This is a genomic window from Dechloromonas sp. ARDL1 (assembly GCF_051122455.1).
In the GTDB taxonomy this organism is placed as follows: domain Bacteria; phylum Pseudomonadota; class Gammaproteobacteria; order Burkholderiales; family Rhodocyclaceae; genus Azonexus.
On record NZ_CP168939.1, the window covers coordinates 2,758,557 to 2,769,962 of the forward strand.

Annotated in this window: 10 protein-coding genes; 4 read left to right on the top strand and 6 right to left on the bottom strand. The window is 60.9% G+C overall.

From position 1 onward, the window contains the following. Positions 1 to 39: 39 nt before the first annotated feature. The 4 genes from AB6Q56_RS13635 to AB6Q56_RS13650 all read right to left on the bottom strand — a co-directional run bounded on the left by AB6Q56_RS13635 (position 40) and on the right by AB6Q56_RS13650 (position 4,837). A complete protein-coding gene (locus tag AB6Q56_RS13635) occupies positions 40 to 2,268 on the bottom strand; it encodes an Orn/Lys/Arg decarboxylase N-terminal domain-containing protein (RefSeq protein WP_434513664.1) in 2,229 nt (742 codons plus the stop codon). Between the two features lie 74 nt (positions 2,269 to 2,342). Continuing rightward, positions 2,343 to 2,909, bottom strand: a complete 567-nt coding sequence (gene dcd / locus AB6Q56_RS13640) for a dCTP deaminase (protein WP_434513665.1) — start codon at positions 2,907 to 2,909, stop codon at positions 2,343 to 2,345. A gap of 71 nt (positions 2,910 to 2,980) precedes the next feature. Next, positions 2,981 to 4,072, bottom strand: coding sequence for an iron-sulfur cluster carrier protein ApbC (gene apbC, locus AB6Q56_RS13645; RefSeq protein ID WP_434513666.1), 1,092 nt, complete (start codon positions 4,070 to 4,072; stop codon positions 2,981 to 2,983). Positions 4,073 to 4,153: 81 nt separating this feature from the next. Next, positions 4,154 to 4,837 carry a response regulator transcription factor gene (locus tag AB6Q56_RS13650; protein ID WP_434513667.1) on the bottom strand — a complete coding sequence of 228 codons (684 nt, stop codon included), beginning with the start codon at positions 4,835 to 4,837 and terminating at the stop codon, positions 4,154 to 4,156. Between the two features lie 196 nt (positions 4,838 to 5,033). Here AB6Q56_RS13650 and metG point away from each other — a divergent pair, with 196 nt between their 5' ends. Then, entirely contained in the window at positions 5,034 to 7,136 is a 2,103-nt protein-coding gene (gene metG, locus AB6Q56_RS13655; protein ID WP_434513668.1) for a methionine--tRNA ligase, read from the top strand. Between the two features lie 413 nt (positions 7,137 to 7,549). Beyond that, positions 7,550 to 7,876 carry a hypothetical protein gene (locus AB6Q56_RS13660; protein WP_434513669.1) on the top strand — a complete coding sequence of 109 codons (327 nt, stop codon included), beginning with the start codon at positions 7,550 to 7,552 and terminating at the stop codon, positions 7,874 to 7,876. Positions 7,877 to 7,894: 18 nt separating this feature from the next. Here the strand turns inward: AB6Q56_RS13660 and AB6Q56_RS13665 are convergent, their stop codons facing one another. Beyond that, complete coding sequence (locus AB6Q56_RS13665) at positions 7,895 to 8,089, bottom strand: CopG family transcriptional regulator (protein ID WP_434513670.1); 195 nt, start codon at positions 8,087 to 8,089, stop codon at positions 7,895 to 7,897. 108 nt (positions 8,090 to 8,197) lie between these two features. On the opposite strand from AB6Q56_RS13665, the gene AB6Q56_RS13670 reads away from it, so the two are divergent. Next, a complete protein-coding gene (locus AB6Q56_RS13670; protein WP_434513671.1) occupies positions 8,198 to 9,889 on the top strand; it encodes a SulP family inorganic anion transporter in 1,692 nt (563 codons plus the stop codon). 12 nt (positions 9,890 to 9,901) lie between these two features. Continuing rightward, the gene (locus AB6Q56_RS13675) at positions 9,902 to 10,240 is read left to right on the top strand and encodes a zinc ribbon domain-containing protein YjdM (protein ID WP_434513672.1); all 339 of its coding nucleotides are present in this window, start codon (positions 9,902 to 9,904) and stop codon (positions 10,238 to 10,240) included. Here AB6Q56_RS13675 and AB6Q56_RS13680 read toward each other — a convergent pair. After that, a complete protein-coding gene (locus AB6Q56_RS13680; protein WP_434513673.1) occupies positions 10,237 to 11,394 on the bottom strand; it encodes an FIST signal transduction protein in 1,158 nt (385 codons plus the stop codon). The two genes, AB6Q56_RS13675 and AB6Q56_RS13680, sit on opposite strands and share 4 nt — an antisense overlap. Between the last annotated feature and the right edge of the window lie 12 nt (positions 11,395 to 11,406).

An 11,406-nucleotide genomic window follows, 5' to 3' on the forward strand; every position in this document is an offset into this window, starting at 1 on the left:
CGCTTCGTGCGGGCATTTTGTTTGGACAAACCGTCCCGGTCAGCGCACGCAGTCGACGTAGTAGCGACCGTCCGCCCCCTTGACCAGGCCATGCACGTCGGTCTCGAAGCCCGGGAAAGTGGCGTTGAATTCGCGGGCGAACTTCAGGTAGCTGCAGATGGTCTTGTTGAAGCGCTCGCCCGGGATGAGCAGCGGAATGCCCGGCGGGTACGGCGTGAGCAGCACGGCGGTGACGCGGCCTTCCAGCTCGTCGACCGGCACGCGCTCGATCTCGCGGTGCGCCATCTTGGCGAAGGCGTCGGCCGGCCGCATGGCGGGCACCATGTCCGACAGGTACATCTCGGTGGTCAGGCGGGCGACGTCGTTCTGCTTGTAGACGTTGTGAATCTGGGTGCACAGATCACGCAGGCCGACGCGCTCGTAGCGCGGGTTCTTCTGCACGAACTCGGGCAGCACCTTCCACAGCGGCTGGTTCTTGTCGTAGTCGTCCTTGAACTGCTGCAGCGCGGTAACCAGCGAATTCCAGCGGCCCTTGGTGATACCGATGGTAAACATGATGAAGAAGCTGTACAGGCCGCACTTCTCGACGATGACGCCGTGCTCGGCCAGGTACTTGGTGACGATGGCGGCCGGGATGCCGAACTCGTCGGCAAAATCGCCGTCGACATCAAGGCCCGGAGTGATGATGGTCGCCTTGATCGGATCTAGCATGTTGAAGCCGTCGGCCAGGTTGTTGAAGCCGTGCCAGCGCTCGCCCGGCTTCAGCATCCAGGCGTCGCGCTCCTCGATGCCCTCCTCGGACAAGTCGTCCGGCCCCCACACTTTGAACCACCAGTCGGCGCCCCATTCCTCGTCGACCTTGCGCATGGCGCGGCGGAAATCGAGGGCTTCGGTGATCGACTCCTCGACCAGCGCGGTGCCGCCCGGCTCTTCCATCATCGCCGCCGCCACATCGCACGAGGCGATGATCGAGTACTGCGGCGAGGTCGAGGTATGCATCAGGTAGGCCTCGTTGAAGATGTCACGGTCGAGCTTGTTGTTCTCCGCATCCTGAACCAGGATTTGCGAGGCCTGGCTGAGGCCGGCCAGCAGCTTGTGCGTCGATTGCGTCGAGAAGACCATCGACTCCTTGCAGCGCGGGCGGTCGGCGCCGATGGCGTGGTAGTCGCCGTAGAAGTCGTGGAAAGCGGCATGCGGCAGCCAGGCTTCGTCGAAATGCAGGGTGTCGATCTTGCCGTCGAGCTCGGCCTTGATGTCCTCGACGTTGTAGAGGATGCCGTCGTAGGTCGACTGGGTGATCGTCAGCACGCGCGGCTTCGCAGCCTTGTCGGCGATGAACGGGTTGGCGGCGATCTTCTGCTGGATGCTCTCCCAGGCGAACTCGCTCTTCGGGATCGGCCCGATGATGCCGAAGTTGTTGCGCGTCGGCATCAGGAAGACGGGAATGGCTCCGGTCATCATGATGGCGTGCAGGATGGACTTGTGGCAGTTGCGGTCGACGACGACGATGTCACCGGGCGCCACGGTCGAGTGCCAGACAATCTTGTTCGACGTCGAGGTGCCGTTGGTGACGAAATACAGGTGGTCCGAATTGAAGATGCGCGCCGCATTGCGCTCGGAAGCCGCCACCGGGCCAGTATGGTCGAGCAGTTGGCCGAGCTCTTCGACCGCGTTGCACACGTCGGCACGCAGCATGTTCTCGCCAAAGAACTGGTGGAACATCTGGCCGACCGGCGACTTCAGGAAGGCGACGCCGCCCGAATGGCCGGGGCAGTGCCACGAATAGGAACCGTCCGCAGCGTAGTGCGTCAGCGCACGGAAGAAGGGCGGCGGCAGCGAGTCGAGATAGGAATTGGCCTCGCGCTTGATGTTGCGTGCGATGAATTCCGGCGTGTCCTCGTGCATGTGGATGAAGCCGTGCAACTCGCGCAGGATGTCGTTCGGGATGTGGCGCGAAGTACGCGTTTCGCCGTGCAGGAAGATCGGGATCTCGGCGTTCTTGTGGCGGATTTCGGTCACGAAGGCACGCAGTTCGGCCAGCGTTTCTTCCGGTTCGAGCGCCAGTTCCTCATCGTCGATGGACAGGATGAAGGCCGAGGCGCGGCTCTGCTGCTGGGCGAAGGAAGTCAGATCGCCGTAGCTGGTCACGCCCAGCACTTCCATGCCTTCCTTTTCAATCGCCTCGGCCAGCGCGCGGATGCCTAGACCCGAGGCATTCTCGGAGCGGAAGTCTTCGTCGATGATGATGACGGGGAAGTGGAAGCGCATGGGATTCAATCCTCAAAAAGCGGCGACCCGCCGCAGCGGGTCGGAGAATAAGACGTTTTTGTTACGAGCCGGCGTCAGATTTTCGGAAGGGTGACGCCTTCCTGCCCCTGGTACTTGCCGCCACGATCCTTGTAGGACGTTTCGCAGATTTCGTCAGACTCGAAGAACAGCACCTGGGCGCAACCCTCTCCGGCGTAGATCTTGGCCGGCAACGGGGTGGTGTTGGAGAACTCCAGCGTGACATGGCCTTCCCATTCCGGCTCGAAAGGGGTGACGTTCACGATGATGCCGCAGCGGGCATAGGTCGATTTGCCGAGGCAGACGGTCAGGACCGAGCGCGGAATGCGGAAGTACTCCATGGTGCGGGCCAAGGCAAAGGAGTTCGGCGGGATGATGCAGACGTCGGACTCGATTTCGACAAAGGACTTCGGATCGAAGTTCTTCGGATCGACCACGGTCGAGTTGATGTTGGTGAATACCTTGAATTCGCGGGCGCAGCGGATGTCGTAACCATAGCTCGACGTACCGTAGGAGACGATCTTCTGGCCATTGACCTCGCGCACGAGGTCCGGCGAAAACGGCTCGATCATGCCGTGTTCCTGCGCCATGCGGCGTATCCACTTGTCTGATTTGATGGCCATTTCTTCTTTTCCGCGCGGCAAAAAACAAAGGCGGGATTTTACCCGCCTTTGTTGTTCGAAATGTCGACTAATTACGTGTTCTGGACGACGATATTCGGGAATTTCGAGGTCATGTCCTTGGCCTTCTCGCCAATCTTGACGGCGACGCGGCGCGCGATGCCGCGGTAGATCTCGGCCGTGCGGGAATCCGGGGCGCCGACCACGGTCGGCTTGCCGCCGTCGGCCATTTCTCGGATAGCCAGTTCCAGCGGCAGGCTACCGAGGAATTCGACATCGTAATCCTTACACATCTGCTCGCCACCACCCGTGCCGAAGATGTGCTCTTCGTGGCCGCACTTCGAGCAGATGTGGATGCTCATGTTCTCGACGATGCCGAGGATGGGGATATTCACCTTCTCGAACATCTTCAGTCCCTTGCGCGCGTCGATCAGCGCGATGTCCTGCGGCGTGGTGACGATCACCGCGCCGGTCACCGGCACCTTCTGCGCCAGCGACAGCTGGATGTCGCCGGTGCCCGGCGGCATGTCGACGATCAAATAGTCGATGTCGCGCCAGTTGGTCTGGCCGAGCATCTGATCGAGCGCCTGGGCGACCATCGGGCCGCGCCAGACCATCGGCGTCTCGACATCGACCATGAAACCGATCGACATCGCCTGCACGCCGTAGGCCTCCAGCGGCTCCATGCTCTGACCGTCCTTCGACTCCGGCTGCTGACCGGCCAGGCCGAGCATCTGCGGCTGCGACGGGCCGTAGATGTCGGCATCGAGGATGCCGACGCTGGCACCTTCCTGGGCCAGTGCCAGCGCCAGGTTGACCGCTGTCGTGCTCTTGCCGACACCGCCTTTTCCGGAAGCGACGGCGATGATGTTCTTGACGCCCGGCATGAGCTTGACGCCCATCTGTACCGAGTGGGCGACGATCTTGGTGAATACGTTGGCGGAAACGTTGCCGACGCCCGGCACGGCGCGCACGGCGGCAATGACCTGCTTGCGGATGGCGTCGATCTGGGTCTTGGCCGGGTAGCCGAGCTCGATATCGAAGGCAACATCGTTGCCATCGATCTTGAGGTTCTTCAACGCCTTGCCGGCGACGAAATCCTTGCCCGTATTGGGATCAACGGCGGCAGCCAGCGCAGCCTTGATTTGCTGTTCAGTGAAACTCATGAAAACTCCGGGTTGGGTTGAGACGACGACCGGGAAATACCCGAGCAATTTTGTCTAGTATAACCGAAACCCGGGGTCGAATCAGCTTCCCTGCACCGTATCGAGGCGATAGCCCTGCCCATAGACCGAGGACAGCATCAGGCCGCTTTCACCGGCCAGGCCCAACTTTTTGCGCAGGCGGCTGGCATGGGTGTCGACGGTGCGTGTATCGACCCCGGCATCGCGCGACCAGACGCTACTCAGCAGTTCATCCCGCGACAACACACGACCGATATTCTGGAGCAGGATCACCGCCAGTTCGAATTCGCGCTGCGTCAATTCGACCTCAGCGCCGGACAGCCGAATGCGGCGCCCGTCGAGATCGATTTCGATCCCCCCGAAATTCAAGGTACTGACGCGCGGCTTGCGGCGGCGCAGGAGTGCATGGATGCGCGCCATGAATTCCATGTAACGAATGGGCTTGGGGATGTAGTCATCGGCACCGAGGCGCAGGATGTCTGAGGCCGCCTCCTCGTCGGTACGCCCGGTGCAGAAGACGACCGGCACATCCCAACCGCATTGCTCCCGAACGCGCTTGAGCACCTCGTCGCCGCCCATGTCCGGCAGGTTCCAGTCGATGATGAAAAAATCGAAGCTGCGGCTCTTGATTGCCTCAATACACGAGCCACCATCAGCAAAGACCTCTACCTGATGCCCCTCGCTCTTAAGTAAAGCCTTCAATACCTCTGCCTGACTCCGGCTATCCTCAACTACTACGAAATTCATAGTCCCTCCCCAATTCGCGGCAGATTCTGCCCCCTCTAGCCGCTTTCAGCAATGATGGCAACATCAATTTCACCAATCGTACACATTCGTTTACCTTTCTTAACAAAGCAAGCCCGGCCGCTCGCGATACCGTTGGCCGCAACGCCTCCCCATCATCGCGGTAAAATCGCGCTTTATCTTTCAAGACCCGCCACCCATGCCGCGCAAGATCCTTGTCACTTCCGCCCTGCCCTATGCCAACGGCGCCATCCACCTCGGCCACCTGGTTGAGTACATCCAGACCGACATCTGGGTGCGATACCAGAAAATGGCCGGCAACGAATGCTGGTATGTCTGCGCTGACGACACGCACGGCACACCGATCATGCTACGCGCGGAGAAGGAGGGCATCACGCCGGAGCAATTGATCGAACGTGTTCATGGCGAGCACTACCGCGATTTTTCGGGCTTCCATGTCGGCTTCGACAACTACTACAGCACCCACTCGCCGGAAACCCGCGAGTGCGCCAACGACATCTACGTAAAGCTGCGCGACGCCGGCCTGATCGAGGTGCGCACCATCGAGCAGTATTTCGACCCGGTCAAGCAGCTCTTCCTGCCCGACCGCTTCATCAAAGGCGAGTGCCCGAAATGCCACGCCAAGGAACAATACGGCGACAACTGCGAAGTGTGCGGTGCCGCCTACGCGCCGACCGACCTGATCGAACCCTTCTCCGCCATCTCCGGCGCGAAGCCGGAACTGCGCAACTCGGAACATTATTTCTTCAAGCTATCCGACCCGCGCTGCGAAGCTTTCCTGCGTAAATACACGGCCAGCGGCGTGCTGCAGAACGAAGCCGCCAACAAGATGCAGGAATGGCTCGGCGCGCCGGGCGACAACAAGCTGACCGACTGGGACATCTCACGCGATGCACCTTACTTCGGCTTCGAGATTCCCGACGCCCCGGGCAAGTACTTCTACGTCTGGCTCGACGCTCCCATTGGTTACATGGGCTCGTTCAAGAACCTGTGCGCCAAGAAGGGCCTCGATTTCAACGAATATTTCAAGCCGGATTCGACCACCGAGCTGTACCACTTCATCGGCAAGGACATCCTGTACTTCCATGCCCTGTTCTGGCCGGCCGAACTACAACATGCCGGTTTCCGCACGCCGACGAAGATTTTCGCGCACGGCTTCCTGACCGTGGACGGCGCCAAGATGTCCAAGTCGCGCGGCACCTTCATCACCGCCGAGAGCTTCCTGAAAACCGGCCTGAATCCGGAATGGCTGCGCTACTACTACGCCGCCAAGCTGTCGGCGACGATGGAGGACATCGACCTCAACCTCGAGGATTTCTGCGCCCGCGTCAATTCCGACCTGGTCGGCAAGTACGTCAATATCGCCAGCCGTTCGGCCGGCTTCATCGCCAAGCGCTTCAACGGCCAGCTCGCCCCGGCTGCCGCCGACCTGCCGGCCATCAAGGCCATCCAGGAAGCCGCTCCGCGCATCGCCGAACTCTATGAAGCCCGCGAATTCGGCAAGGCCATGCGGGAGATCATGGCACTGACCGATGCCGCCAACCAGTACGTCGATAGCGTCAAGCCGTGGGAACTGGCCAAGCAGGAAGGCAAGGAAGTCGAACTGCACGCCGCGTGCACCAATGCCCTGAACCTGTTCCGCCTGCTTACGGTATTGCTCAAGCCCATCCTGCCGATCGTCGCCGGCAAGGTCGAACAGTTCATGAACATCGCGCCGCTGGCCTGGGGCGATGCCCAGAGCCTGCTCGCCGCTGGCCACGCCATCAATGCCTACGAGCACCTGATGACGCGCGTCGATCCCAAGCAGATCGACAAGCTGATCGAGGCCAACAAGGAGTCGCTGGCTCCGGCACCGGAGGCGCAATCGCAACAGCGCCACGCCGAGCACCAGCAGCAGGAAACCAAGAAGGATACCAAGGCCGCTCCTGCCCCGGCCGCTGAAGGCTTGTGCACCATCGACGACTTCATGAAGGTCGACCTGCGCATCGCCCGCATCGCCAACGCCGAACACGTCGAGGGGGCCGACAAACTGGTCCGCCTGACCCTCGACGTTGGCGAGGAAAAGACGCGCAACGTTTTCGCCGGCATCAAGGCCGCATACGACCCGGCCCAGTTGGTCGGCCGACTGACGGTGATGGTCGCCAACCTGGCACCGCGCAAGATGAAATTCGGCCTATCGGAAGGCATGGTGCTCGCGGCCTCCGATACGGACGGCAAAACCCCCGGCCTTTTCCTGCTTTCGCCAGACTCGGGGGCCCAGCCGGGCATGCGGGTGAAATAAATCTCGTACCGGGATGCGGCTTGTTACACAGGCCGCATCGTTGCTGCAGCGCAACAATCCAGTCTTTAACCTCAAGTGTTACTTTAAGTTAAACGCCCAATCCAGCCTCAGGATTTGTTCTTTTAAAACTATCCACAAAAACTGTGGATAACTCTGTGAATGAAACCGGGCCGCATGCACTAAGTCACCGTTTCACAAGGACTTTCCTTACCCTGCCCGAAAGTTGGGCTATATTGCAAGCCGTTGATTTTAAATAAATTAGCAACCAAAAATACCAAACCAACAAAATCAGCATTGTTGAATTGTCAAGTCGCTACAGGCAATTTCACTTCTGTGCATAACTCACGCTTGACCTGAGGCTTGTCAAGCCCCCCTGGAAGATTTTTTTTTGCCTCATCGAAAGGCACCTCACCATGCTCAACTCCGTGACCCGCCCGCCGCGCCCCCGCCTGACCGGCCCCATCCTGGCCTATGCCCTGATCGATGTCTTCGGATTGTCGTGCGTCGGCATCGGCGCCAGTTGGTTCGCCGAAGGCAAGGCCGCCATCCTGGTCAATTTCCCGGCATCGCTGGCCGAGGCCGTGGCCTGCACCGCCGGCGGCGTCGTGGTCATGATCTGGGCGGTCGCCCGCATCCTGCGCGAAATCGCCAAGCAGGCCCCCGAGTTGCAGGCGCGCTACGACGCCTACGTTGCCGCCCAGCACCCGGACAAGGTTCGCCCCAAGGACGAAGCCGAATAGCGCTTCGCGCGCCGCGGGTTATTCGCCCGCCTTGCCCCCCGGCTTGAGCCAGTCGGGCAATTCGCGATTGCCCGCATTATCGATGATGTATTGCCTGATCAACCGGCGCACGACCTGCGACGGCGTCAGGTCGTGTTCGGCGCAAATTTCCTCGAACAGCTGCTTCTTGCGCGGGTCGATCAACAACGTCAAACGGGCGGTACGGTTCTCCATATTGCTTCGCTCTTATTGGACTTGTATCGCATCATGTTAACATATGATTAACATTGACGATTAATAGAACGCTCATATAATGCACCGCTTGTTCCCCGAGCGCGTGCCATGAAAATCGCCTTTCGCCCCAAGCTCCTCGATTGCCTGCCTGGCTACAGCCGGGTGCAGTTGGGCAAGGATCTCGCAGCGGGTATCACGGTTGGCGTTCTCGCCCTGCCGTTGGCCATGGCCTTCGCCATCGCTTCCGGCTGCTCGCCGACCGCCGGCATCTGGACGGCCATCGTCGCCGGCTTCCTGACCTCCGCACTGGGTGGCTCCCGGGTGCAGATCGGCGGCCCGACCGGCGCCTTCATCCCCATCGTGTACGGCATCGTCGCAGTTCACGGTTTCGCCAACCTGCTTGGCGCCACGATGCTGGCCGGTGTCTTCCTGCTGGCCATGGGGCTGGCGCGCATGGGGCAGCTCATCCGCTTTATCCCGGTCACCGTCGTCATCGGCTTCACCAACGGCATCGCCGTGGTCATCTTCCTCGCCCAGATCAAGGATTTCTTCGGCCTGAAAATCGACAGCCTGCCAGCCGAATTCTTCCTGCGCATCAAAACCCTGGCGGCCTACGCAGACACCGTCGACCTGCCCACCCTCGGCCTGGCCTCGGCCTGCTTCGCCTTCCTGCTTTCCTACAATTGGCTGGCGGAACGCATCGCCATCCTGCGCCGGGCACCCGGACCGCTCGTCGTGCTCGTCGTCGGCACGCTCGTTTCCTTCCTTTTCGACCTGCCGGTGGAAACCATCGGCAGCCGCTTCCACGGCATTCCGCAGGAACTGCCCGGTTTCGGGTTGCCCAGCCTGTCGATCCACGATTTCGGCAAGCTGATCTCGCCGGCCATCACCATCGCCCTGCTCGGCGCCATCGAGTCGCTACTCTCGGCCCGCGTCGCCGACAGCCAGATCGACGACCGCCACGATCCCAACCAGGAGCTGGTCGCCCAGGGGCTGGCCAACATTGCCGCGCCGCTGTTCGGCGGCTTTGCCGCCACCGGCGCCATCGCCCGGACGACGACCAACGTCAAGACCGGCGGCCGGACACCGATTGCCGGCATCATCCACGCCCTCGTGTTGCTCGGCATTGTCCTGCTCGCCGCGCCGCTCGCCGCCTACGTACCGCTCGCCACGCTATCGGCCATCGTCATGGTGGTCGCCATCAACATGGGCGAATGGCACGAGTTCGTCGAACTGAAACGCTATACGTACAACTACCGGATCATCCTGCTCGCCACCTTCTTCGTCACCGTGCTGTTCGACCTGACCATTGCCGTCGAACTGGGCATGGTGCTGGCCAGCCTGTTCTTCATCTACCGCATGTCGGAGCTGACCCGCGTCGAGCGCCGCCCGTTGCGCGAAGAGGCTTCAGAGCCGCGTTTCCTGTACCCGGACGGCAGCATGCGGGTCACTGCCTGGCAGTTATTCGGTTCGCTGTTCTTCGGCGCCGTCAACAAACTGGAGGCCCTGCTCGACCCGGCGGCCGGCCATCCCGAGGTAGTCATCCTCGATATGGCCCAACTGATCCAACTCGACACCACCGGTCTGGAAGGCCTGGAAAACCTGCTCGACAAGCTGAAGAAACGCGGCTGCACCCTGCTCGTCTGCGGCCTCAACTCACAACCCGGCTCGTTGCTCTACCGCTCCGGCTTCATCGACCATCTCGGCGACGACAACGTTTGCCCGGATCTCAGCCACGCGCTGCAACGCGCCTACATTCTGCTGCCCAACCTGATGGGCGACTCCGAAGAAGATTACTGACAAGGAAACCCCATGAGTGCCCTGCCCAAATGCCCCCAATGCAACTCCGAATACACCTATGAGGACGGCCCCAATTACGTCTGCCCGGAATGTGCCCATGAATGGCCGCAACAGGCCGCCGAGGCGGTCGAGGAAAAGCGCGTGTGGAAGGACGCCAACGGCAACGTGCTGCAGGATGGCGATTCGGTCACCGTCATCAAGGACTTGAAGATCAAGGGCAGTTCGTCGGTCGTCAAGGTCGGCACCAAGGTCAAGAATATCCGCCTGATCGAAGGCGACCACGACATCGACTGCAAGATCGACGGCATCGGCGCCATGCAGCTGAAGTCGGAATTCGTCAAGAAGGCCTAAGCCGTCCCCGCGCCCTCCGTCGCAACGCGCAGGCAAACGAGCGCGGCATTGTGGAAGCGGGGAACATGGAGATCGCTGAACTGATCGATCTCGCCGAGAGAGAGGGCGCCAATCAGCGGACTTGCCCCGGTCGCGGCGGCCAGTTGAGCAATCTCGCTGACCGCCCCGGCCCCCAAATGCATCCGTCGGCCAGCGCAATAAAATGCCAGCAGGGGGAGACGACGGACAACCTCTTTGTTGCCGGCCAGCGCCACGGCCAGGCGGGCAATGCACGCGCTGTTTTCGGCTGGCGGCGCCTTGAGCAGCCGAAGCAGCGCATTGGGAGGCACTTCGCCCACGCACCACAAAGAACCGTCCGCATCGAAGGCGACGGGAATACGGACCAGAACGTCGACGGCGGTGATCAATCCGAAAGGAAAATGCACCGCATAGTCGTAAAAATTGTCGTGCGTCAGGTCGATACCGAACTCGTGCCGAATCACTTCCTGGTACACGGTGAAGGCCGGTCGACCGTCAATGTGATCGATCCGGTTACCCTCCGCGGACGTTGCTTTCATCAACGTCTGCGATACCGGGTAATCGTGCCGTAGTGCGACCCGGTCGATCTCCCGACCGAGCATGATGACCAAAACACCACCGCCGATCAGCGTTTTCCCGTCGAACAGGCATGGCATCGGCTGAAAGCTTTCGCTACCGGCGCACACCCCCGCGTAGTGAATAGCCGCCCCCAATTCCTCGTACAGTCCATGCAACAACGAGGAAACGTTCGGGAGCATGCCGTCGAACACCATGAAGACGACCGGCTCCCCCCCTTGGTCCCCCGTGGAAAGCGCTTCCCGAAGCGGGTCGGCAATGGCCTGCACAGCGCCCTCAGCCAAATTCGGCACCAAACAACGCATCGGCATGCGGTCGAAACAAACCAGCCATATGCCGTCGACGGAAAAACCGTCGCTCGTCACCAAGGCGGGAAAAATGGCCCCCACCAAGGGAATGGCGCGCGCTTGGCTCAACCGCTGCAGTATCGGAACGCTTCCCTTCTCCGCTTCCGGTACCAGAGCGAGAACGCCCATTTGCGGCCACCGTCCCTGCCATTCCGATAACACGCCGTCGATAGCAGTATCGAGGGCGGAGACGAAACGATGGCTAACGATCATTCATGCACTCCA

Bases quoted from the DNA above. Each gene is read 5' to 3' on its own strand.
- AB6Q56_RS13670 (WP_434513671.1), top strand. From the start codon at position 8,198: ATGAAAATCGCCTTTCGCCCCAAGCTCCTCGATTGCCTGCCTGGCTAC.
- apbC (WP_434513666.1), bottom strand. From the start codon at position 4,072: ATGAGTTTCACTGAACAGCAAATCAAGGCTGCGCTGGCTGCCGCCGTT.
- dcd (WP_434513665.1), bottom strand. From the start codon at position 2,909: ATGGCCATCAAATCAGACAAGTGGATACGCCGCATGGCGCAGGAACAC.
- AB6Q56_RS13675 (WP_434513672.1), top strand. From the start codon at position 9,902: ATGAGTGCCCTGCCCAAATGCCCCCAATGCAACTCCGAATACACCTAT.
- AB6Q56_RS13665 (WP_434513670.1), bottom strand. From the start codon at position 8,089: ATGGAGAACCGTACCGCCCGTTTGACGTTGTTGATCGACCCGCGCAAG.
- AB6Q56_RS13660 (WP_434513669.1), top strand. From the start codon at position 7,550: ATGCTCAACTCCGTGACCCGCCCGCCGCGCCCCCGCCTGACCGGCCCC.
- AB6Q56_RS13650 (WP_434513667.1), bottom strand. From the start codon at position 4,837: ATGAATTTCGTAGTAGTTGAGGATAGCCGGAGTCAGGCAGAGGTATTG.
- metG (WP_434513668.1), top strand. From the start codon at position 5,034: ATGCCGCGCAAGATCCTTGTCACTTCCGCCCTGCCCTATGCCAACGGC.
- AB6Q56_RS13635 (WP_434513664.1), bottom strand. From the start codon at position 2,268: ATGCGCTTCCACTTCCCCGTCATCATCATCGACGAAGACTTCCGCTCC.
- AB6Q56_RS13680 (WP_434513673.1), bottom strand. From the start codon at position 11,394: ATGATCGTTAGCCATCGTTTCGTCTCCGCCCTCGATACTGCTATCGAC.